Source organism: Streptomyces sp. NBC_01426 (assembly GCF_036231985.1).
In the GTDB taxonomy this organism is placed as follows: domain Bacteria; phylum Actinomycetota; class Actinomycetes; order Streptomycetales; family Streptomycetaceae; genus Streptomyces.
Map to the genome: position 1 here is coordinate 4,666,268 of NZ_CP109500.1, position 22,137 is coordinate 4,688,404.

Annotated in this window: 17 protein-coding genes; 9 read left to right on the forward strand and 8 right to left on the reverse strand. The window is 73.0% G+C overall.

Features of this window, described 5'->3' with window-relative positions; all coding sequences use genetic code 11:
- Window positions 1–99 precede the first annotated feature (99 nt).
- Window positions 100–1,140, forward strand: coding sequence for a glycosyltransferase family 2 protein (locus OG906_RS20710; protein WP_267796158.1), 1,041 nt, complete (start codon window positions 100–102; stop codon window positions 1,138–1,140).
- Window positions 1,141–1,242: 102 nt separating this feature from the next.
- On the opposite strand, the gene OG906_RS20715 is transcribed toward OG906_RS20710, so the two are convergent.
- The 4 genes from OG906_RS20715 to OG906_RS20730 form a co-directional block, all read right to left on the reverse strand.
- Window positions 1,243–2,925 carry an LCP family protein gene (locus OG906_RS20715; RefSeq protein WP_443067402.1) on the reverse strand — a complete coding sequence of 561 codons (1,683 nt, stop codon included), beginning with the start codon at window positions 2,923–2,925 and terminating at the stop codon, window positions 1,243–1,245.
- A gap of 172 nt (window positions 2,926–3,097) precedes the next feature.
- The gene (locus OG906_RS20720; protein WP_329444793.1) at window positions 3,098–4,837 is read right to left on the reverse strand and encodes an LCP family protein; all 1,740 of its coding nucleotides are present in this window, start codon (window positions 4,835–4,837) and stop codon (window positions 3,098–3,100) included.
- A 222-nt stretch (window positions 4,838–5,059) separates the two neighbouring features.
- Window positions 5,060–6,271 (reverse strand): LCP family protein, encoded by a 1,212-nt coding sequence (locus OG906_RS20725; RefSeq protein ID WP_329444795.1) that lies wholly within the window; start codon window positions 6,269–6,271, stop codon window positions 5,060–5,062.
- 165 nt (window positions 6,272–6,436) lie between these two features.
- The gene (locus OG906_RS20730; protein ID WP_329444797.1) at window positions 6,437–7,186 is read right to left on the reverse strand and encodes a TIGR03089 family protein; all 750 of its coding nucleotides are present in this window, start codon (window positions 7,184–7,186) and stop codon (window positions 6,437–6,439) included.
- A gap of 138 nt (window positions 7,187–7,324) precedes the next feature.
- On the opposite strand from OG906_RS20730, the gene OG906_RS20735 reads away from it, so the two are divergent.
- Both OG906_RS20735 and OG906_RS20740 read left to right on the forward strand, forming a co-directional pair.
- A complete protein-coding gene (locus OG906_RS20735; protein WP_329444798.1) occupies window positions 7,325–8,752 on the forward strand; it encodes a peptidoglycan recognition protein family protein in 1,428 nt (475 codons plus the stop codon).
- Between the two features lie 235 nt (window positions 8,753–8,987).
- On the forward strand, window positions 8,988–9,989 hold the full coding sequence (locus OG906_RS20740) for a DNA-3-methyladenine glycosylase family protein (protein WP_329444800.1): 1,002 nt from the start codon (window positions 8,988–8,990) through the stop codon (window positions 9,987–9,989).
- A 123-nt stretch (window positions 9,990–10,112) separates the two neighbouring features.
- Here the strand turns inward: OG906_RS20740 and OG906_RS20745 are convergent, their stop codons facing one another.
- The 3 genes from OG906_RS20745 to OG906_RS20755 form a co-directional block, all read right to left on the reverse strand.
- Window positions 10,113–11,408, reverse strand: coding sequence for a coenzyme F420-0:L-glutamate ligase (locus tag OG906_RS20745; protein WP_267826124.1), 1,296 nt, complete (start codon window positions 11,406–11,408; stop codon window positions 10,113–10,115).
- Window positions 11,405–12,364: a 2-phospho-L-lactate transferase gene (gene cofD / locus OG906_RS20750; protein WP_267796150.1), complete on the reverse strand. Its 960-nt coding sequence runs from the start codon at window positions 12,362–12,364 to the stop codon at window positions 11,405–11,407. The genes OG906_RS20745 and cofD overlap by 4 nt, the downstream gene beginning before the upstream one ends.
- Window positions 12,365–12,444: 80 nt before the next feature.
- Window positions 12,445–12,936 (reverse strand): cysteine dioxygenase, encoded by a 492-nt coding sequence (locus OG906_RS20755; protein WP_329448082.1) that lies wholly within the window; start codon window positions 12,934–12,936, stop codon window positions 12,445–12,447.
- Between the two features lie 718 nt (window positions 12,937–13,654).
- On the opposite strand from OG906_RS20755, the gene OG906_RS20760 reads away from it, so the two are divergent.
- The 3 genes from OG906_RS20760 to OG906_RS20770 all read left to right on the forward strand — a co-directional run bounded on the left by OG906_RS20760 (window position 13,655) and on the right by OG906_RS20770 (window position 19,233).
- A complete protein-coding gene (locus tag OG906_RS20760) occupies window positions 13,655–13,918 on the forward strand; it encodes a WhiB family transcriptional regulator (RefSeq protein ID WP_003983763.1) in 264 nt (87 codons plus the stop codon).
- Between the two features lie 291 nt (window positions 13,919–14,209).
- Entirely contained in the window at window positions 14,210–17,758 is a 3,549-nt protein-coding gene (locus tag OG906_RS20765) for a glycosyltransferase family 2 protein (protein ID WP_329444803.1), read from the forward strand.
- The gene (locus tag OG906_RS20770; protein WP_329444805.1) at window positions 17,755–19,233 is read left to right on the forward strand and encodes a DUF5719 family protein; all 1,479 of its coding nucleotides are present in this window, start codon (window positions 17,755–17,757) and stop codon (window positions 19,231–19,233) included. The genes OG906_RS20765 and OG906_RS20770 overlap by 4 nt, the downstream gene beginning before the upstream one ends.
- A 62-nt stretch (window positions 19,234–19,295) precedes the next feature.
- Here the strand turns inward: OG906_RS20770 and OG906_RS20775 are convergent, their stop codons facing one another.
- Complete coding sequence (locus OG906_RS20775; protein ID WP_267796237.1) at window positions 19,296–19,679, reverse strand: metallopeptidase family protein; 384 nt, start codon at window positions 19,677–19,679, stop codon at window positions 19,296–19,298.
- 267 nt (window positions 19,680–19,946) lie between these two features.
- Here OG906_RS20775 and OG906_RS20780 point away from each other — a divergent pair, with 267 nt between their 5' ends.
- The 3 genes from OG906_RS20780 to OG906_RS20790 all read left to right on the forward strand — a co-directional run bounded on the left by OG906_RS20780 (window position 19,947) and on the right by OG906_RS20790 (window position 22,077).
- Complete coding sequence (locus OG906_RS20780; protein WP_053681310.1) at window positions 19,947–20,321, forward strand: DUF3499 domain-containing protein; 375 nt, start codon at window positions 19,947–19,949, stop codon at window positions 20,319–20,321.
- 90 nt (window positions 20,322–20,411) lie between these two features.
- A complete protein-coding gene (locus tag OG906_RS20785) occupies window positions 20,412–21,782 on the forward strand; it encodes a phosphomannomutase/phosphoglucomutase (RefSeq protein ID WP_267796146.1) in 1,371 nt (456 codons plus the stop codon).
- A 109-nt stretch (window positions 21,783–21,891) separates the two neighbouring features.
- Window positions 21,892–22,077, forward strand: a complete 186-nt coding sequence (locus OG906_RS20790; RefSeq protein ID WP_267796145.1) for a Trm112 family protein — start codon at window positions 21,892–21,894, stop codon at window positions 22,075–22,077.
- The last annotated feature ends 60 nt before the right edge of the window (window positions 22,078–22,137 follow it).

Below are 22,137 nucleotides of genomic sequence, written 5' to 3' on the forward strand. Positions count from 1 at the left end.
GCCCATACGATCAGCATCTGTCCGTACCGCTCGTCCGCCGCGCACCCGGTTCCCCCGTACGCGGTAACGTGACACCGATACCCGACCGTGAAGGACCACATGCCCGCCCAGCAGCCCGCAGTCTCGGTGATCATGCCGGTGCTCAACGAGGAGCGCCATCTGCGCGACTCCGTCCGCCACATCCTCGGACAGGAGTACGCAGGCGAGATGGAGGTGGTGATCGCGCTCGGGCCGTCCACGGACCGCACCGACGAGATCGCCGCCGAGCTCGTACGCGAGACCGCCTCCCATCCCCGAGCGCGCGTACACACCGTCCCGAACCCCACCGGCCGCACCCCCGCCGCCCTCAACGCCGCCATCAAGGCCTCGCGCCACCCCATCGTGGTGCGCGTCGACGGCCACGGCATGCTCTCCCCGAACTACATCGCCACCGCGGTCCGCCTCCTGGAGGAGACCGGCGCGCAGAACGTCGGCGGCATCATGCACGCCGAGGGCGAGAACGCCTGGGAGGACGCCGTCGCCGCCGCGATGACCTCGAAGATCGGCGTCGGGAACGCGGCCTTCCACACGGGCGGCGAAGCCGGCCCGGCCGAGACCGTCTACCTGGGCGTCTTCCGCCGGGAGGCCCTGGAACAGCAGGGCGGCTACAACGAGGAGTTCATCCGCGCCCAGGACTGGGAGCTGAACTTCCGCATCCGCGAGGCCGGCGGGCTCATCTGGTTCTCGCCCGAGCTGAAGGTCCAGTACCGCCCGAGGCCCTCCGTGCGGGCCCTCGCCAAGCAGTACAAGGACTACGGGCGCTGGCGCCACGTCGTGGCCCGCTACCACTCGGGCTCCATCAACCTGCGCTACCTCGCCCCGCCGACCGCCGTCTGCGCGATCGCGGCCGGCGTGGTCGCCGGCGTGGCCGTCACCCCCTGGGCCCTCGTGGTCCCGGCGGGCTACCTCGCCGCCATCGCCGCGGGCTCCGTGCCGGCGGGCAAGGGACTCTCGCTCAAGGCCCGGGCACAGATCCCCGTCGCCCTCGCCACCATGCACATGTGCTGGGGCTTCGGCTTCCTGACCAGCCCCCGGGCGCTCGCGAACAAGGTCATCGCGAGCCGCCGCCCGTCGGTGCGCCGGGACACCACGGAAGTCTGAGCCGAACCGGCCTCCGGAACCCGAAAGGGGTGACCGGGTCCCTCGCGGACCGGGTCACCCCTTTTTCCGTGCCGCCGCCCCGCTCGCGCGGGGCGGCACGGTTCACCAGCGGTAGGGCTTGTACACGTCCATGCAGGCGTCGCTGTCCGAGCCGTTGATCGCCTCGGCCGATTCCGGGACCGCCCCGGCCTCCGGCGGCGCCTGCCGCGGGTACGCGGCGCCCTCGCGCCAGTCGGAGCCCACGATCACGGTGATCCGCGACACCTCGTCCGACAGCTGTACCTGCGTGTTCGGGACACCCAGCGCGGCCGCGACGGCCTGCGCCTCGTCCGCCAGGTCCGCACTCGGGTAACGGATCACGGTGGTCTTCTCCGGGGTGAGCCCGGACGCCGCCTTGGCGGCGGTGTAGCCCTTGCCCACGAGCGCCTGCGCGACGGCGCCGGCCCGCCCGTTGACCAGCGGCATGCCGGCGCCCGTGCCGTTGACCACGGACATGTTGACCTTGTCGGGCGCGGTCACCGGAGCCTTCGACGGCTCCTGGCCCGGGGAAGCCGGTTGCCCCGACGCGGGGGCGGAGGGCTGCGCGCCCTCGGGGGCCTGCGGGGCGCCGTTCTTGTCGAAGGGCACGTCCTTGCGGACCATCGTCCACAGCTTGTCGGCGTCCGTCGGGTTCACGACCAGCCGGTCGACGTCCAGCGGGTCCTGGAGCGTGGGCATCGTGGTCATCGTGATGCGGTTGGTCGGGACGTTCTTGAGCTGCATCGCCAGGGAGTACAGCTTCTTGACCGAGCCGATCTCCTCGGAGACCTCCAGCGCCTTGGTCGCCGCCTCGGCCAGCGACGTGATCCGACCGACGTCGGTGAACGCGTTCTGCCCCTTCAGCTCGCGCATCATCGAGTTCATGTACATGTGCTGGGCCTGCGCCCGGCCGAGGTCGCTGCTGAAGGCGTGCCGGGTGCGCAGCCACTGGAGCGCCTGCTCGCCCTTGACCTTGGTCTTGCCGGCCTTGAGCTTGAGGCCCGAGCCGCCCTCGGCGGTGGGCAGGGGCCGGTCCCAGACGTTGTCCTTCACACAGACCTCGACGCCGCCTATCGCGTCGGCCATCTGCACCACACCGGAGAAGTCGATCGTCATCCAGTGGTCGATGTAGATGTTGGTCAGCTTCTCCCAGGTGGCGAGGGTGCAGCCGGGACCCCCGCGCCCGAGGGTCTCGTTGATCATCGCCTTGGTCTTCTTGAACTTCTCGCCGGTCTTCGGATCCGTGCACTCGGGTATGTCCACCCGGGTGTCGCGCGGGACGCTGACCACCGAGGCGTTCTGCCGGTCGGCGGACACGTGCAGGAGCATCTGCACGTCGGCCAGTGGGGGAGCGCCGACGCTTTTGCGGTGGCCGCCGAGTTCGAGGTTCTCGGGCTTGTTCCGGCTGTCGGAGCCGAGGAGCAGGATGTTCAGCGGGCGTTGTCCGTCGGCGTTGGCCTCGGATCTCTCGACGCCGCTCTCGCCGCTCAGCCGCTGGCCGCTGCGGATGTTGCCGTCGAGGTGGCGGTAGTACAGGTAGCCGGCCGCGGAGACCGCGAGGATCAGGAACGCCAGGACCGCGGCCACCCAGAACAGCACGCGCCGTCTGCGCCGTCGAACAGGGGTCGCCCGATGGCCCGGACCTTTGGAACCATCCGATCCGGACCGGGGCGCAGGCACGCTGCCGCCCGAGGCCCCCGCACCGTCGGGTATGCCACCGACGGCCTGGTCGGGCGCCCCCTCCCCACGCACGCTGCTGTGCCCCACGTGTACCCCCCTAAAGATCACTGCTGGTCGGTGTGCTGCCGGTCCCCACCGCCGGCACCCCCCGTCGTGGGGCGGCGCCGGCGATGGTGTGTCGGTGCTGCGGTGTGCCGGTGCTGCGGTGTGTCGACGACCGGCCGTCGTCGACGGCCGGTCGTCGGAGCGTGCGCGTGCCCTACTTGGCGCAGACGGCCTTGTCCGCCTCCACCCGCTGGAGACCCTCGGGTGCCTTCTGGGGCGCCGCCGCGGTCAACGGGGTCCCCGCTTCCTTGAAGTCCGAACCGAGCGTGAGCTTCATCGGCGTCCGGTCCCCGGCGTCCGCCGTGCCCACCTTCAGCGCCGAGGCCGGCAACCCCATCATGTCCGCCAACGCCCTTGCCTGGTCGGCCTGGTCGGGGGCGTACTCCAGCTGGGTGGTGGCCACCTTCGCCGGGGCGTTGCCCCGGTTGGCGGCCTTGTTCACGCCCTTGCTGTTCTGCAGCCAGTTCAGCGTGGTCTGGGCCGAACCGGAGGGGCCACCGCCGTTGAAGACGTCCACCCGGACGTCCCCGGCGGGCGAGCGGGTGCCCTGGAGCTGGGCGTCCTGCTTGGTCTTGGCCTCCTTGTCGGCCGCGGCCTTCGCCGCCTTGACCTCCGTGAGGGAGACGTCGCCCCGGATCATCTCCAACAGCGGTTTGGCCAGCGTGTTGTTGAGGACGACCGTCGCCTTGCGGTTCGCCGGCTCGGCCGGGTTGTCGAGCACCGGCAAGGTGGTGAAGGTGATGTTCTGCAGATCGATGTCCTTCAACTCGCCTGCCAGCGAGGTGAGTTGCTTGATGCCGCCGATGCCCTGGTCCACGCTCAGCGACTTGGTGGCCGCCTCCGCGAGGGAGAAGAACTTCTTCGGGCTGGTCAGCGTCTCCTTGGACTTCATCTCGCGCATCATCGAGCCGAGGAACTGCTGCTGCGTCTGGATCCGGTCCAGGTCGCTCTCGTTGCCGAAGGCGTGCCGGGTCCGTACGAAGGCCAGCGCCTGCTCGCCCTGCAACCGGTGTTCGCCGGCCTTGAGGTTGAGCTTGGAGTCCTTGTCGTTGACGTCCTTCTCCACGCACACCGGAACGCCACCGACGGCCGTGCTCAGGTTCTTCACCGCGTTGAAGTCGACCATCATGAAGTGGTCGACCGGGATGCCGGTCAGGTTCTTGACCGTGCTCATCGTGCAACCCGGGTCCCGGCCCGACTGTCCCAGGCTCGTGTTGAACCGGGTGCCCTTCTCGGCGGGCACCTGCTTGACCGAACCGTCCGGCTGCTGCGAACTGCACGCCGGGATGTCGGTGATCAGGTCGCGCGGGATGGACAACGCCGTCGCGTTGGAACGGTCCTTCGAGACGTGGAAGAGGATCGTGGTGTCGGCGTGCCCGACACTGCCCGAGTCCCCGTAGCCCTCGTTGCCCGCGCCGCTGCGCTTGTCGGTGCCGATGACCAGGATGTTGATCGCGCGGCCCTTGCTGAAGGTGCCCGAACTCGCGCCGGGGGTGTTGATGACGTTGATGTTGCCGTTCAGGTGCTGGTAGTAGAGGTACCCCGCCAGCGAGCCGCCGAGCAGCAGGAACGCCAGTGTGCCGCCGGTGATCGCGAGCCGCTTCTTGCGCTTGCTCGGGCCCCTGCCGCCGGCCTTGCGGGAGCGCCCGCCACGTCGACCGCCGGGCGGCCCGTCGCCGCGGCGCGGCTTCGGGACTCCCGGTGTCGCGGGGGCGCCGGTTCCCGGGGGAGCGGGGCGGGTCGTACGGGATCTGCGGGGGGCGGCGACGGACGGCTTCTGTTGCTGCGCAACGGAATCGCCCAGTCGCAGTTCGTAGTTGCCGGTGCGAGGGTTGAGAACCCACTGGTCTGCGGGGTCGATCTCGTCTGCCCGCCCACGGCTTTGCGCATCCACGGTTGCTCGAATCCTCCGTCGGTGCCTCGCGATGCGCCTCCCCCAAGGCGCACGGTCAACGTCCGGCTGCTGGTGCAAGGCCTCTTTGCTGGCCGGTGCACCGGATCGCTCACCCTATCCGGCCAGGTCAACTGCAAACCATGCTGGTGACAAATTCCACTCCCCCCATAACGCCCCAAAGCGCCCAACCGGCCAGGTTCGGCACCGGCCTTTTGGATTGCTTTACCGGCAGTCGGCCGCGTCCGCGGTGGTTCCCGTGAAGGTGGGGACGGGTGCGGGGCCCGTGCCGGTTGCGCTGGGACTGGGTTCGGGAGACGCCGTTCGGGCGTGCGAGGTCAGCTCGTTGCGCTCCCGCTCCTCCATGGGCGGCGGGGGAGTCACCTTCAAGGGCTTGTCCGCGCGCAGTTGTCCGAACAGTCGGCCGGCCTCGGGCTGTACCAGTTCGTCACGGTTCGGGTTGGAAGGGTACGGTCGGCGCGGAACCGTGAGGAACGTTATGTGCTCGGTCGGTATGTTCCTTACGCCCCGGACGAGTTCGTACAGTCCTCGCAGCGAGGCGAGCCCCTGGTCCGTGGTCACCGAGGAGGTCGCCGCGTCCAGCAGCGGGTAGAGCCGCGTCGGGTTCAGCAGCACCCCGTTGCTCTGCACCTTGTTCACGAGCGAACCGAGGAACTGCTGCTGCCGCTCCATCCGGTCGGTGTCGCTGCCGTTGCCCAGGCTGTGGCGGGCCCGCACGAAACCGAGGGCCTGCTCGCCCCGGAGCAGGTTCCGGCCGGCCGGCAGCCTCAGCTTGGCCTCCGTGTCGTTCACCGGGCGCCCGAGGCAGACCTCCACTCCGCCGACGGCGTCCACCATCCGCTTGAAGCCGACGAAGTCCACCACCATGTGGTGGTCGATCCGGATCCCGGTGAGCTTCTCGACCGTACGGATCGTGCAGGCGGCCCCGCCCCACTCGAAGGCCCAGTTGAACTGCGCGAGCTGTTCGCGGGTGCGCTGCCCGTCCGCCTTGAGGCAACTGGGCACCTCGGTCATCAGGTCCCGGGGGATCGAGACCGCCGCCGCGCTCTTCCGGTCGGCCGGCAGGTGCAGCAGGATCACGGTGTCCGAGCGCTGGGTGCCGCGGTCCGGCCCGTACTTCGCGTTCCCCTTGCCGGAACGCGAGTCCGAGCCGATCAGCAGGATGTTCTGGGAGCCGTTCGCGAGGTGCGTCGGGCGTTCCCGCTCGTACCGCTCCAGCTCGGCGGCGGCGGAGGTGTCCTCGGTGATGTTCCCGTCGAGCTTGTGATAGAGCCACCAGCCGCCACCGGCCCCCGCCAGCACCAACACGGCCGCGCCCAGTCCGGTCAGGCGCAGCAGTCGGCGCCTGCGGCCGTGCGGGGGCTTCCGGGGCCCCCCGGCCGCGTCGCCGCCCGGTATGCCTGCGCTGTCCGTCACTGGCGTTCCGTCCCCTCGCCGTACCGGGAGGCCGCACGGGTGGATGGGCCTGTGCCGATCCTGCCCCCGAGACGCCGAGGCGGCCCGGGGGCGACCCCTTGTACTGGGCCGTGTGGGTGACAAATCGCCCGATGTGGTCACGATGCGGCGCAGGTGAGGGGGGACTCAGACGGTGTGGGTGACCCGCTCGCTCTCCACCCGCTGCGCCTGCCCGTCCGGCGAGAGCCGGTCCGGGTTCCGGCACAGCACCACGGACCCGCCGGCGGCCAGCGGCGCGAAGAGGCCGGCCGACAACCCCTGCCAGGTGTCGTACCCCAGCCCGGACAGCACCCGGGAACCCTCGCCGAGGCCGAGCGTGATCGCGTCCTCGCGGGCGCGCGCGATCAGGTCCGCGTACGAGAGCTCCTCGCCGCCCACCACGAGCCCCGGACCGTCGGCGTCCACGGGCTGGAACGGGACGAACCGGTCGCCTTGCCCCGGAACCTCCACCGCGTAGTCCGCGAACCCGGCGGGCGGCTGCGGGAACCTGCCGCCCAGCGGACGCAGGGCGAGCGCGACCCGCTCGCCCCCGCACGCGGAGGCCTCCTCCAGCGTGTCGGGACCGGTCACGACGAGGTCCGCGGCGGCCGGATCCCCGCCCACCTCCGCGACCACCCCGACGGAGGCGCAGGCGAGCAGCCACACGGCGCCCTGCCAGTGCGCGGGAAGCAGCAGCGCGAGCCGGTCGCCGGGCTCCGCGCCCAGGTCGCCCTGGAGCAGATTGGCGGTCTTGGCCACCCAATTGGCGAAGGTGGCGACGGACAATTCGACGCGCTCGCCCGTGGCGTCGTCGTAGAAGGTGACGAGCGGGCGGCCCGGATCGGCGGCGAGCGCGGATCGCAGCAGGTCGGCAGGGGTGCGGTCAGTGGCGTTCACCCGCCACAGGGTACGCGGCGCCCTCGTCCGTACGGCGGCCCCGGACTCCCCCGTACGGGGGAGGGGTATCGGCGTCGTACCGGACGGGGCGTCAGTTCTCCGATGGCGCCCGGCGGTGCGCGCGCCGAGCATCCTTTCATGCGTGCATTCCTTGCTTCCTCGATCGGCGTCGCGACGGCCGCCGCGCTGGCCATGCCGCTCGCGCTCCCCACTCCCGCCCTGGCCACCCCCTCCGCGGTGGCGGTCGCCCCCGTGAACCCCGCGGGGTCCACCCAGTCACTGCGGCTCGTCCCGCTCGGACCGACGGCGGACCGCACCTCCGGCACCCCCGGCATGAGCACCGCGCCGCGCCTTCCCGAGGCGCGGGGCCTGACCGCTCGGGAGGTCAAGACGTTCTCGCTGGTCGGCGTCGTCTGGGACGACGCGAGCACCCAACTCCTCGGCCGGGTCCAGGTCCGCACCCGCTCCGTGAAGACGTCCACCTGGTCCGACTGGCAGGACGTCGAGACCCACAACAGCGAACACGCCGCCGACCCCGACACCGTGGAACGCGGATCCGGCCGCGTGCGCGGCAGCACCGCCCCCCTGTGGGTCGGCGAGTCCGACGGCATCGAGGTCCGCGTCCAGGCCGAGACGGGCGCCACCACCACCCGCGCCCCGTCCCGCCTCCCGTCCGGGATGCGGATCGAACTCGTCGACCCGGGCGCGCAGACGCCACCGGTCACCATCGACGGGAAGAACGCCGGCCCGAAGGACGACGACCCGGACGAGGACCCCGAGGGCGACGACAAGGGCGAACCCGTCCTCCTCCCCGGCATGACGATGGAGATGGCCGAGTCCTCCTCCGCCAACGTCCCGCTCGCCCCGATCGGCGCCGACGAGATCACCGCACTCAACAAGGCCGACTCCACCGCGGACGCCGTCCTGGCCGACGAGTCCCTCGCCGCCGCGGGGCGCCCGTACATCGGGCCGCGCCCCCGCATCGTCACCCGAAAGGGCTGGGGTGCGGACGAGGGCCTGCGCGAGAAGGGCTTCGTCTACACCAAGACCGTCAAGGCCGCCTTCGTCCACCACACGGCCTCCGGCAACAACTACGCCTGCAAGGACGCCCCGGCGGTCCTGCGCAGCCTGTACCGCTACCACGTGGTCAGCAGCGGCTGGCGCGACATCGGCTACAACTTCGCCGTCGACAAGTGCGGCACCGTCTACGAGGGCCGGGCGGGCGGCGTCGCGAAGCCGGTGCTCGGAGCCCACACCATGGGCTTCAACACCGACAGCATGGGCATCGCGGTGATCGGCTCGTACACCTCGACGACCCCGCCGGCCGCCTCGGTCAACGCGGTCGCCCGGCTCACGGCCTGGAAGCTGGGCCTCTTCGGGGCGGACCCGCGGGCGAAGGCCACCCTGAAGTCGGGCGGCGGCAACCTGTACGCCAAGGGCCGCAACGTGAAGCTCAACGTCATCTCGGGCCACCGCGACGGCTTCGCCACGGAATGCCCGGGCCGCCTCCTCTACGGCCAACTCCCTCCGGCCCGCACCTCCGCGGCCAAACTCCAGGGCCGCTGACCCACCGGGCCCCGACCCGGCCGAATCCAGCCCCGCCGGCGTTTGAGGCGCGGGGTTCGGGGCGGAGCCCCGAAAGCCCGGCGCAGCCGGGGCCGCTCCGCGCCACGGCGCCGCGCGACCCCGGCCGCCCCGGTCCCGGGGGCCCCGGCGGGGCCGACCCCAGTCCCGGGGCCCGGGGCGGGGCCCACGAACGACCCGGCCCCGCCCCACCCCCCACCCGGCTACGCTCAAAGGCATGGCCGGCCGCTTCGACCCCCTCACCCGCACCGCGATCCGCGGCGGCCGCACCGACGTGCCCGCGGGCCGGGGTCACACGCCGGGAGAGGCGATCGACGCCCGGAGCCGGATCTGGGCCCCCGAGGGCCCCGTCGACCTGGGCCTCACCCTCGGCCCCCTCCGGCGCGGCCCCGCCGACCCCACCTTCCGCACCAGCCCCGACGGCTCGGTCTGGAAGACCAGCCGGACCCCCGACGGGCCCGCCACCCTCCGTGTCGCCGGCGCCGACGGCAAGGTCGGCGCCGAGGCCTGGGGGCCGGGCGCCGACTGGGTCCTCGACCGGCTGCCCGAACTCCTCGGCGCCGCCGACGACCCGGCCGCCTTCGTGCCCCGGCACCGGCTCGTGCACGCCAGCCACCGCCGCCGTCCCGGACTGCGCCTGACCCGGACCGGGCTGGTCCTGGAGTCGCTGATCCCGACCGTCCTGGAGCAGAAGGTCACCACCGACGAGGCCTACCGCGCCTGGCGCCGGCTGGTCCGTCGCCACGGCGAGCCCGCCCCCGGCCCGCGCCCGGACCTGTACGTGATGCCGACGGCCCGCGTCTGGGCCATGATCCCGTCCTGGGACTGGCACACGGCCGGCGTCGACTCGAAGCGTTCCGCCACCATCGTGCGCGCCGCCCGGGTCGCGAACCGGCTGGAGGAGGCCGTCGCCATGGACCTCGCCGAGGCCACCCGACGGCTGGAGGCCGTACCCGGCATCGGCCCCTGGACCTCCGCCGAGACCCTCCAGCGCAGCAACGGCGCCGCCGACGCGGTCACCACCGGGGACCTCCACCTGCCGGGCATCGTCGGGTACGCCCTCGCCGGGGACCGGGACGCCGACGACGCGGCCATGCTGGAGCTCCTCGCCCCGTACGAGGGCCAGCGCCACCGCGCGGCCCGCCTCATCCTGCTGGCGGGCCGCACCCCGCCCCGCCGCACGCCGAAGATGCCGCGCACGGACATCGGCCGCCTCTGACCCCCCACCCCGGCAGGCGCCGCACCCCCGGCAGGCGCCGCACCCCCGGTACGCGGAAAGGGGCCGCGGGTATGCCCCGCGACCCCTTCCCGGCGCCGGATCCGCACCGGACCCGGCGCCCCCTCAGCGCACCTCGACGAACGCGGAAGCCGACCGCGCGGGCCGCTCCGCCGGAGCCGCGGCGGCGTGGCCCACGGCCACCGCCCCCATCGGGTCCCAGTCCTCCGGGAGCGCCAGCACCTTGCGCACCACGTCCCGGCAGAACATCGTCGAGGACACCCACGCGGAGCCGAGCCGCTCCCCGGCCAGCGCGACCAGGAAGTTCTGGACGCCCGCGCCCATCGCGACCACGAACATCTCCCGCTCCGCCGCGTCCCGGCGCGCGTGCCCGTAGTCGTGCGCCCCGTCCATGACCAGGCACGGCACGACCAGGTACGGGGCGTTGCGGAGCACGTCGCCGCGCCGCACCCGTTTCGCGACGGACTCCTCGGACTTGCCGTCCCGCCGCAGGTCGTCGATCCACGCGTCCCGCATCGCGTCCAGGAGTTCCAGCCGCGCGGCGGCCGACTCCAGCAGCACGAACCGCCACGGCGTCGTGTGGTGCGGGGCCGGGGCCGTCACGGCCGCCGCCACCGCCCGGCGGACCGCGCCCGGGTCCACCGGCTCGTCCGTGAAGGCCCGTACGGTACGCCGCTGCGTCACGGCCTCCCGTACCGCCTCCGAGGTCCCCAGCCGGAACATGTCGTCGACGGACGGGCGGACCAGGTCGGCTGCCGAGGACCCCTCGCCGAGCAGGTGCGACAGCCCGCGCACGACGGCCACGGGAAGGCCCGAGGCCTTGCCCTTGACCAGGTCGCCGGCCGCGGCCAGTTCGTCCGCCGTGGCCACTATCGTCGCGCTCAGCGGGTTCCCGTGAGCGTCCGCGCCGCCGCGCAGGTCGTCCAGCACCCGCACGCCGGCCGAGCCGATCGCCACGTCGGTGAGCCCGGAGCGCCAGGGCCGCCCGAAGGTGTCCGTCACGATCACCCCGACGTCCACCGACAGCGCGGCCCGCAGCCCCTCGCGGATCGCCGCCGCCGAGGCGTCCGGGTCCTCGGGGAGCAGCAGCACCGTGCCCGGGGCGGTGTTCGAGGCGTCCACGCCGGCCGCCGCCATCACCAGGCCGCGGCGGTTCTCGACGATCCGCAGGGCGCCCCGGCGGGCGACCACGCGGACGGTCTCCGCGTCGATGGCGTCCTCGCGGGAGTCGGCCCGCACGATCCGGCCCTCCGCCTTGGACACGATCTTCGAGGTGACCAGGAGGACGTCCCCGTCGCGCAGCCCCGGTTCGGCCGCCGCGATCAGCGCGGCCAGGTCGTCGCCCGGGGCGACCTCGGGGATCCCGGGGACGGCGCGCACCTCGTAGGAGGGAACGGTCACCGGGAGGCCTCCGCCAGCTCCAACGCCGCCCGGGCCATCGCCGCGGTGGCGTCGAGGTCGGTCATCATCAGCGGGACCGCACGGCAGGTGATGCCGGCGGCCTCGACCTCGGCGACGGCAGCCGCGTCGGCGGTGTCCACCAGCCAGCCGTCGAGCAGGCCGGTGCCGTAGTGCAGGGCGACGGCCGCGGCGGTGGACTCGACGCCCACGGCGGCCAGCACCTTGTCGGCCATCCCGCGCACGGGGGCGCCCCCGACGATGGGGGAGAGGCCCACGACCGGGGCCGAGGCCGAGGCCACCGCCTCCCGGATGCCGGGCACGGCGAGGATGGTCCCGACGGAGACCACCGGGTTGGACGGCGGGAAGACGATGACGTCGGCGGCCGCGATGGCCTCCAGCACGCCGGGCGCGGGCTTGGCCTGCTCGGCGCCCACGGGTACGACGGCCTCCGCGTCCACCGCGGCGCGCATCTTGACCCAGTACTCCTGGAAGTGGATGACGCGGCGTTCGCCGGAGCCGGGCTCGGTGATGGCGACGTGCGTCTCGACCCGGTCGTCGGACATGGGCAGCAGCCGGACCCCGGGCTGCCAGCGGTCGCAGAGGGCCTCGGTGACGGCGCTGAGCGGGTAGCCCGCACCGATCATCTGGGTACGGACGATGTGGGTCGCGAAGTCGCGGTCGCCGAGGCCGAACCAGGTGGGTCCGACCCCGTACGCCGCGAGTTCCTCCTTGACGGTGAAGGACTCGTCGGTGCGTCCCCAACCCTGGTCCTCGTTGATGCCACCGCCGAGGGTGTACATCACGGTGTCCAGATCGGGGCACACCTTCAGCCCGAACAGGTGAATGTCGTCACCGGTGTTGCCGATGACCGTGATCTCCGCCTCGGGGACCGCCGACTTGAGTCCGCGGAGGAAACGGGCGCCGCCGATGCCGCCGGCCAGAACAACAATGCGCATGCGGACAGTCTGTCAGCCGCGGGCCGCCCGTCGAGGGGCGGTGGTCGGGTGACGGGTGGGCCGGGCCGGGCGACCGTCGATCAGACGGAAAGGGCCTCCGGCCTGGCCGGGGAGCAGCTGTGCATCGGCATCTCGGTGAGCCCGGGGAAGTAGACGTGCAGGCTGACCGCCCCGTCGAGGGCGTCGTTGACGACCTCGTGGGCGTAGCCGGGGGCGAAGACGCGCTGGGAGCCGGCGCGCAGGGTCAGCGGGCCGCGCGGGGCGTGCTCGGTGAGTTCGCCGTCCAGGACGGTCAGGACGCCGGAGGAGCCGCCGTGGTCGTGCCGGCCGCTGCCCTGCCCGGGGACCCAGCTGAGCAGCCAGACCTCGTAGCCGGGGCCGGTGCGCAGGCGGTGGTACCAGCGGGTGGTGGCGTCGTACTGGACCAGGTGCTCCCACTCCGCGCGGTTCTCGGCGATGGAGCGGGCGAGGCCCACGAACTCGGCGACGGTGGTCGGGTGTTCGCGGGCCGGCTGGAGGAGGTGCTGTACGGAGAGGATGTCGCCGGCGATCTGGAGGTCGCTCTCGACCATGGGCGCCACGACGGCGGGAACGGTGGGGGCCGCGGCGGTGGGGTGCGGGGCGGTGGTGCTGTTCATCGGGGGATTCCTCGACGGATGTCAGTCGTGCTGGCGGTTGCTGTGGGGAGCCGGTGCTCAGGGGAGCCGTGGCTCCGGTGGCATCAACAGCTGCAACAGCAACAGCGAACCTGGGCAGCGCGCAGGAACCCACGAATGGGGGTCCAGGTGGCGGCTGCGGGCGCTGACATGCGTACAAGGAGAACCGGCGAGGGGTCGGACTGTCAACCCAATGTCCGGATTAAGGCAAAAGTTTCACCTCATCCGGTTACTGCGTCCGGAGAAAGGTTTGTGCAGGGGGGACCGGGGCATGTGCCGCCCCGAGAGTCGCATCAACCGCAATTCAAACCAACTGGCGCCACTCGTGACCTGACTGTGATCCGCACCGCATCTCGGGACGGATCGCAACCACGTCACGCGGAGTCACGTCGGCTACGGGTGAGGGCGGGGTGCCGTTTCGGGCGCCGCTTTCAGGCCAGTGGCATGTGTCACGATTTTTGGCGATATGAACACTTACTGCATACGCTTGGTTCCGCAGAGTGAATAAGGGGCCCAATAGCAGATCTCGGCTTGACTGCGCTGGAGCCCCCCACTTGTAATTTCACTCGTGTCGTTACGTAGCGATCAGTGACGGCAACACCACGGGGACGCACAGACAGAGCGAGGGGCGCACATGACCGAGCTGTTTCAGGAACTGCTGGTCGAGGAGGCGGACGAGGAGCTCGGATGGCAGGAGCGCGCACTCTGCGCCCAGACCGACCCCGAGTCCTTCTTTCCCGAGAAGGGCGGCTCCACCCGCGAAGCCAAGAAGGTCTGCCTCGCCTGCGAGGTCCGCTCCGAATGCCTTGAATACGCCCTCGCGAACGACGAACGCTTCGGTATCTGGGGCGGTTTGTCCGAGCGTGAGCGCCGTCGCCTGAAGAAGGCGGCGGTCTGAGGCGCACCGCGCGCCGGCTGCCCGGCGCCGACGGCACCCCGCACCTCATATCCGCCGGCACACCGGCCGCCGACCCTCCCGAAGACCGGCCCGCAGTACGATCCACCCGCGGATCCGCCCCGTCCGGAACCGCGCGCCGAACCGCAGGACGAACAGAGCAAACGGTCCGCCTCCCGCACCTTCCCCGCAGGAGGCGGACCGCTGTGTTCCGAGCCGTTAGTGTGGGGCGCTGTCCAGCAGCCTCCGAGGGCACACCACCCCCGGACCCCCGGCCGGAGGGCCCGTACCGCGATGTCCCTGCACAGCAACTCGTCGGCCTCCCACCAGGGCGCCGCCACCCCCGAGTTCCCCCGGCACGTCGTCACCGCGGTCCTCGTCGCCCATGACGGCGCGCGCTGGCTCCCCCGCACCCTCGCCGGACTCCTCGGCCAGGAACGCCCCGCGCAGAACCACGTCGCCGCCGACACCGGCAGCGCCGACGAATCCGCGCGACTGCTGACCGAGGCCCTCGGCGCCGACCGGGTCCTGCACCTGGCCCGCCGCACCGGATTCGGCACCGCCGTCGACGAAGCGGCCCGCACCGCCGGCGTGCCGACCACCGAGGACCTTCCCTACCTCAAGCGCCCCAGCGGCTGGGACCCCGTCAGCCGCACCTGGCGGGACGACGCGTACGACCTCCCCGAACTCCCCCACGGCGAACCGGTGCAGTGGCTCTGGCTGCTCCACGACGACTGCGCCCCCGAACCCGACGCCCTCGCCGAACTGCTGCGCGTCGCCGAGGAGAACCCCGAGGCCGCCGTCATCGGCCCCAAACTGCGCGGCTGGTACGACAAGAAGCAGCTCCTCGAAGCCGGCGTCACCATCGCCCGCAGCGGCCGCCGCTGGACCGGACTCGACCGCCGCGAACAGGACCAGGGCCAGCACGACCAGATCCGCCCCGTCCTGTCCGTCTCCACCGCGGGCATGCTGGTGCGCCGCGACGTCTACGACGCCCTCGGCGGCTTCGACCGCAGACTCCCGCTCATGCGCGACGACGTCGACCTGTGCTGGCGCGTACAGAGCGCCGGCCACACCGTCCTCGTCGCCCCCGACGCCGTCATGCGGCACGCCGAGGCCGCCGCCCGCGAACGCCGCACCGTCGACTGCGCCGGCCGTTCCGCCGTCGGAGCCCACCGCGTCGACAAGGCCGGCGCCGTCTACACCGTGCTCACCAACAGCTCCGGCCGCGCCCTGCCGTACGTCCTGCTGCGGCTGCTCCTCGGCACCGTGCTGCGCACCTTCGGCTACCTCGTCGGCAAGGCCCCCGGCCAAGCCGTCGACGAGTTCACCGGCCTGCTCGCCACCCTGCTCCGCCCCGGCCGGATCCTCGCCGCCCGCAAGGCCCGCCGCGGCGCCGTCGTCCCCGCCAAGGAACTGCGCCCGCTCTTCCCGCCGCCCGGCGCCACCCTGCGCGCCAACGTCGAACAACTCGCCGGGTACTTCGGCGCCGACCGCGACAGCGACGCCGCCGGCGTCAGCAGACACGGCGGAGCCATCGAATCCGGCCCTGGCGGCGACGACGCCGACTACCTGGAGATCGAACAGTTCGCCCGGCTCAAGCGGATCGCCCGCAACCCGGCCCCCGTCCTCTTCGCCCTGCTCCTGCTCGTCTCCCTCGTCGCCTGCCGCTCCCTGCTCCTCGGCGGCTCCCTCATGGGCGGCGCCCTGCTCCCCGCCCCCGACCGGGGCCTCGACCTCTGGCGCGCCTACACCACCGACTGGCAGCCCGTCGGCCTCGGCACCACCACCGGGGCCCCGCCCTACCTCGCCGTGCTCGGCGCCGTCGCCGGCCTGCTGTTCGGCTCCACCCAGGCCGCCCTGACCCTGCTGCTCGTCTGCTCGGTCCCGCTCGCCGGCCTCACCGCCTACTTCGCGTCCCGGCCGCTCGTCGAATCCCGGCTCCTGCGCGCCTGGGCCGCCGTCGCCTACGCCTTCCTCCCCGCCGTCACCGGCGCCCTGGCCGGCGGCCTCCTCGGCACCGCCGTCCTCGCCGTCCTGCTCCCGCTCATCGCCCGCGCCGCCGTCACCGCCTTCGGCCTGGGCGGACCCGCCGCCGAAGGCAGCTGGCGGGCGCTGTGGACGTACACCCTGCTGCTGACCCTGGCCACCGCCTTCACCCCCGTCGTGTGGCCGCTCGCCCTCGTCCTCGGCGCCGCCGCGCTCGTCACCCGCCGCGCGCGCTGGAAGACGTACGGACCCCGCCTCCTCGCCAACCTCGGCGTACCGCTCCTCGTGCTCGCCCCCTGGTCGCTGGGCCTGCTCAGCCACCCGACCCGCTTCCTGCGCGAGGCCGGACTGCCCTACGGAGCCCGCGCCGGCGCCCTCGACCTGCTCGGCATCAGCCCCGGCGGCCCCGGCGCCGGCGGCGGGCTGCTCCTGATCGGCGTCCTGCTCGCCGCGCTCGCCGCCCTGCTGCGCGCCGACCGGCGCTTCGCCGTCCGCGTCGCCTGGGCCACGGCCCTGACCGGGCTGCTCCTCGCCGTCCTCCTCAACCGCGACACCTGGGCCGGCCCCGCCACCCTCGTCTACGGCATCGGCCTCCTCGCGGCCGCCCTGCTCGGCGCCGACGGCGCCAAGTACCGGGTCGCCGCCAGCAGCTTCGGCTGGCGCCAACCGCTCGCCGCGCTCGTCGGACTCGCCGCGGCCGTCGGCCCGCTGCTCGCCGCCGCCGGCTGGATGTTCTCCGGAGCCGAGGGCCCGCTGACCCGCCGCGACCCCGCCCAGGTCCCGGCCGCCGCCGCCTACCTGAGCGGCGACACCAACCAGACCCGCACCCTCGTCCTGACCGGCGACTCGCCCGCCACCGTCTCCTACAGCCTGGTCCGCGGCTCCGGCGCCCGCCTCGGCGACGCCGAACTCCTCGCCGGCGCCGGCTCCGAACCCCGCCTCGTCAAGGTCGTCTCCAGCCTCGTCTCCGGCTCCGGCGCCGACCAGTCCGCCCAACTCGACGACTTCGCCGTCCGCTACGTCGTCCTCCAGCCCGGCGCGCCCGACCACTTCCGCCAGGTACTCGACGCCACCCCGGGCCTCAAGGCCGTCCAGGACGACGACGTCGCCTCCTGGGAGGTCGAACGGGCCCCGGCCCGCGCCGTCATCGTCCCCGGCCGCCAAGGCCAGGCCCCCGTCGCCATCGAAGCCGGACCCGTCGAGGTCCACACCACCATCCCGGCCGGCGAGGAGGGCCGGGTCCTGCGCATCGCCGACCGGGCCGACCCGGGCTGGCGGGCCACCGTCGACGGCAAGCCGCTCAAGGCCAAGACGGTGGACGGCTGGGCCCAGGGCTTCGAACTGCCCGCCGGCGAAGGCCGCCTGGACCTCGTCCACGAGGACGCCGCCGGCCGCGACGCCTGGCACTGGGCCCAGGGCCTGCTCGCGCTGGTCCTGCTCGTGATGGCCCTGCCGGGCCGCCGCGCCCGGCTCGACGACGACCTCCCCGAGGAGGACGCCGCCGTCCCCGCCCAGGCCGACGCCGCCGGGGAAGGCCGGCGCGCCCGCCGCCTGCGCGCCGAGGCCGAGGCCGAACAGCGGCCCGCGACCCCGACGGCCGCCGTCGCCGACCCGTACGCGCAGATCCCCGCGCAGCAGGCGTACGGGGAGGAGCAGTACGCGTACCAGGACTACCCGTACGAGCAGCAGCAGACCCCGCAGGAGCCCACCCGGGAGCAGTACGCCGAGCCGTACCCGTACCCGCCCCACGACCCCTACCAGCAGCAGCAACAGCAGTACCCGTACCAGTACGAGCCGTACGAGAACACCTACGGACAGCACGAACCGCGTCCGGACGGGAGCCCCCAGCAGTGAAGCAGCGCGCACCCCTGACGCTCGCGGCGGTGGCCGCCGCGCTGGCCGCCGTCACCGGCGTCGCCTCACTGACCGCCCCCGCCGCCCCGGCCGCCGAGGGCGCCGCGGGCGCCTCCCGGATGCCCGTGGAACGGTCCGTGCTGACGTGCCCGGCCCCCAGCACCTCGGACATCGCGGAGACCACCTACACCTCGATCACCCCCGGCAAGCCGGGCGCCCCCGGAACGGCCCGGCTCCTCACCAGGGACGGCAAGCCCGTCGTACAGCCGAAGGAACCGGGCAAGCCCGCCGGAGCCGCCGCCTCGGGCGCCGAGGCACCCCCGCTGACCGGCTCCGCCGACGGGGTCATGGCCCCCGGCTGGACCGCCCAACAGACCACCAAGGTCGCGGTGGGCCAGTCCCGAGGCCTCCTCGGCGTCGCCTGCACCCCGCCCGGGACCGACTTCTGGTTCCCCGCCCTCAGCAGCGCCAAGGGCCGCCTCGACTCCATCCACCTGACCAACCCGGACGACACCGAGGCCACCGTCCAGGTGAAGCTGTACGGCCCGGACGGCCTGCTCAAGGACAAGCCCGGCAGCCCCGAACGGCTCCCCTACAAGGTCGACCCCCGCGCCAGCGCCAAGGTGATGCTGTCCGACTTCCTCCCGGGCACCCAGCTCACCGACCTCACCGCCCGCGTCACCGTCGTGACCGGCCGGGTCGGCGCCACCGCGCAGATCGCCGAGGAGGGGGTCGGCGTCGACTGGCTGCCGGCGTCCACCGGACCCACGGGCAGCCTCGTCCTGCCGGGCATCCCCGCGGACGCCACCTCCGTCCGGCTCGTCGCCTTCGCCCCCGGCGAGGACGACGCCGACCTCAACCTCCGACTGGCCGGCCCCGGCGGCTCCATCAGCCCGGCCGGCAACGAGCAGGTCCACGTCAAGGCCGGCATGACGGCGAGCGTGGACCTCAAGGACGTCACCCGCGGCGAGGTGGGCTCCCTGCACCTGACCCCCGCGGACCCGAAGAAGGCCACCCCGGTCGTCGCGGCCGTCCGCGTGGTCCGCGGCACCGGCGCCAAGCAGGAGCTGGGCTTCCTCCCCGCCACCGCCCCCGTGGGCGCGCGGGCCACCGTCGCGGACAACCGGCTCGACGACAAGGCGACCCTGCTCGCCCTCACCGCGGCGGGCAGCGGGGACGCGAAGGTCCGCGTCACGGCCTCACCGGGCACCGACGGCGGCGAACCCACCGTCAAGGAAGTCACCGTCAAGGCGGGCACCACCCTGGCCGTGTCCCCGCCGCCGGCCCCCACCGGCGCGAAGGGCGCCTACGCCCTGACGCTGGAAACCCTCTCCGGAGGCCCCGTGTACGCCTCCCGCACGCTGACCCTGCCGCACGAGGGCATCCCCATGTTCACGATCCAGCCCTTCGGCGACGACCTCTCCACGGTCGCGGTCCCCAAGGCCGTCGAGGACCTCTCGATCCTGACCAGGTGAACCGGCGCGGGGCTCCGCCGGCACCCGGCGGAACCCCGCGGGAAGCAGCGGTGGGCGGGCCCTCAGTCCTGCCCGTAGCGGGGATCCACGATCTCCGGCGAGAGCCCCAACAGCTCCGCCACCTGCTCCACCACGATCTCGTGGACCAGCATGGCCTTCTCGTCGCGCCCCTTCGCCCGGATCTCCACCGGCCGCCGGAACACCACGATCCGGGCCGGTCGCCCGTCCCGGGCCTCCACCAGCCCGCCGAGCGGCACCGCCTCGTCGTTCCAACCACCGTCCGCGCCGCCCGGCGGCCCCGGCACGTCCGCGACCACGAACTCCACCTCGGCGAGCTGCGTCCAGCGCCGCTCCAACCGTTCCACGGAATCCCGTACGAGATCACCGAACAGCTCCGCCCGGCTCGCCGCCAGCGGTACCTGAGGTGGCGCCACCGGCCCCCGCATCCCCCGCCCGTGGCGGTCGCGCCGCCGGGGCCTCGGCTCGTGGGGGGTCCCTTCGGGACTCGTGGGAATCGGGGGCTTCAGCGGGCTGTCCGTCACCCTCGCAGGGTAGCCGTCACCCTGCCCCCGGCAGGGCCTCCCGGCGGCCACGGCCCCATGTCGTACCGCGAGCAATCCGGCCGGGGTCGGGGCCCGTTCAGGGCGACACGGGGGCGTGCCCGGTGGGGGAGTCGTCGCGGCCCGGTCAAGAGTGCGGTACCGTCCAACGTCGTGAGCCTTGTACGTCGCTGTTCGCGCACCGCGTGCGGCCGCCCTGCCGTCGCCACACTGACGTACGTCTACGCCGACTCGACCGCAGTTCTCGGCCCGCTCGCCACCTACGCCGAACCCCACTGTTACGACCTGTGCGCCGAGCACTCCGAGCGCCTGACCGCCCCCCGGGGCTGGGACGTGGTGCGGCTGACCGACGGCTCGGCCCCCTCCCGCCCCAGCGGCGACGACCTCGAAGCCCTGGCCAACGCCGTGCGCGAGGCGGCCCGCCCGCACGACCGCGCGGCCCAGGCGGGCGGCTCCGGACCCGGCGCCCCCACCCCCGGCGAAACCCGGCGAGGACACCTGCGCGTCCTGCGTTCGCCCGATTCCTGACCCGCCGATCCCCCCTCGGCTCGTCCGAAAGGGCGATCCGGGCACAGGGTAGGTTTGCCCCACCGCACGGATCCTTCAGGGGGGCAGGCAGTGGCCGCAGATCTTTCGAACATCGTCAAGGCGTACGACGTGCGCGGCGTCGTGCCCGACGAGTGGGACGAATCGCTGGCCGCACTCTTCGGCGCCGCGTTCGTCGAGGTCACCGGCGCCACCGCGATCGTGGTCGGCCACGACATGCGCCCCTCCTCGCCCGGCCTCTCCGCCGCGTTCGCCCGCGGCGCGGCCGCCCGCGGCGTGGACGTCACCCTGATCGGACTGTGCTCCACCGACCAGCTGTACTACGCCTCCGGCACGCTGGACCGGCCCGGCGCGATGTTCACCGCCTCCCACAACCCGGCCCGGTACAACGGCATCAAGCTCTGCCGCGCCGGCGCCGCCCCCGTGGGCCAGGACACCGGTCTCGCCACCATCCGCGAACTCGTCGAGAAGTGGACCGACGAGGGCGCCCCCGCCGTCCCTGCCGACACCGTCCCGGGCACCGTCACCGAACAGGACACCCTCACCGGGTACGCCGACCACCTCAAGGGCCTGGTCGACCTCACCGCCATCCGCCCCCTCAAGGTCGTCGTCGACGCCGGCAACGGCATGGGCGGACACACCGTCCCCACCGTCTTCGAAGGCCTCCCGCTGGACCTCGTCCCCCTGTACTTCGAACTCGACGGGACCTTCCCCAACCACGAGGCGAACCCCCTCGACCCGAAGAACCTCGTGGACCTCCAGGCCCGCGTGCTCGCCGAGGGCGCCGACCTCGGACTCGCCTTCGACGGCGACGCCGACCGCTGCTTCGTCGTCGACGAGCGCGGCGAGGGCGTCTCCCCCTCCGCCATCACCGCCCTGGTCGCCGCCCGCGAACTGGCCCGCAACGGCGGCACCGGCGTCGTGATCCACAACCTGATCACCTCCTGGTCCGTCCCCGAGGTCGTCAAGGAACACGGCGGCACCCCCGTCCGCACCCGCGTCGGACACTCCTTCATCAAGCAGGAGATGGCCACCTCCGGCGCCATCTTCGGCGGCGAGCACTCCGCGCACTACTACTTCAAGGACTTCTGGAACGCGGACACCGGCATGCTCGCCGCGCTCCACGTCCTCGCGGCCCTCGGCGGCCAGCCCGGCACCCTCTCCGACCTGGTCTCCTCCTACGACCGCTACGTCGGCTCCGGCGAGATCAACTCGACCGTCGCCGACCAGGCCGGCCGCACCGCCCTCGTCAGGAAGACCTACGGCTCCCGGGACGGCGCCACCGTCGACGAACTCGACGGCCTCACCGTGACCACCGCCGACTGGTGGTTCAATCTGCGCCCGTCCAACACCGAGCCGTTGCTGCGCCTGAACGTCGAGGCCCGCGACACCGCGACCCTCGAAAAGATCCGCGACGAGGTCCTCGCACTCGTCCGCGCGTAGTCACCCGCCGGACAAGAAGCGCCTCGGCATCACCGGGCCGGGCCGCGTCACACGCGGCCCGGCGGTACGCTGACCTCGCCCAATCCGCATGTTCGAAGGGAAGCGCCCCATGCCGCTCGAAGCCGGCCTCCTGCAGATCCTCGCCTGTCCCGCCTGCCACTCGCCCCTCGACGACAAGTCGGCCGACGAGAACACCCCCGAGCTGATCTGCACCGGCCAGGACTGCGGCCTCGCGTACCCGGTCCGTGACGGCATCCCGGTCCTCCTCGTGGACGAGGCCCGCCGCCCCGCCTGACCCGCCCGCGCAGACGCTGAGACCGGTTCCGTCCCCCTGGGCCCTCGCCCCCGGGTCCGT

What these genes read in the sequence shown, in the direction of transcription:
- OG906_RS20710 (WP_267796158.1), top strand. Translation starts at nt 100, where the DNA reads ATGCCCGCCCAGCAGCCCGCAGTCTCGGTGATCATGCCGGTGCTCAAC.
- OG906_RS20735 (WP_329444798.1), top strand. Translation starts at nt 7,325, where the DNA reads ATGCGTGCATTCCTTGCTTCCTCGATCGGCGTCGCGACGGCCGCCGCG.
- OG906_RS20740 (WP_329444800.1), top strand. Translation starts at nt 8,988, where the DNA reads ATGGCCGGCCGCTTCGACCCCCTCACCCGCACCGCGATCCGCGGCGGC.
- cofD (WP_267796150.1), bottom strand. Translation starts at nt 12,364, where the DNA reads ATGCGCATTGTTGTTCTGGCCGGCGGCATCGGCGGCGCCCGTTTCCTC.
- OG906_RS20755 (WP_329448082.1), bottom strand. Translation starts at nt 12,936, where the DNA reads ATGGTCGAGAGCGACCTCCAGATCGCCGGCGACATCCTCTCCGTACAG.
- OG906_RS20760 (WP_003983763.1), top strand. Translation starts at nt 13,655, where the DNA reads ATGACCGAGCTGTTTCAGGAACTGCTGGTCGAGGAGGCGGACGAGGAG.
- OG906_RS20765 (WP_329444803.1), top strand. Translation starts at nt 14,210, where the DNA reads ATGTCCCTGCACAGCAACTCGTCGGCCTCCCACCAGGGCGCCGCCACC.
- OG906_RS20775 (WP_267796237.1), bottom strand. Translation starts at nt 19,679, where the DNA reads ATGCGGGGGCCGGTGGCGCCACCTCAGGTACCGCTGGCGGCGAGCCGG.
- OG906_RS20790 (WP_267796145.1), top strand. Translation starts at nt 21,892, where the DNA reads ATGCCGCTCGAAGCCGGCCTCCTGCAGATCCTCGCCTGTCCCGCCTGC.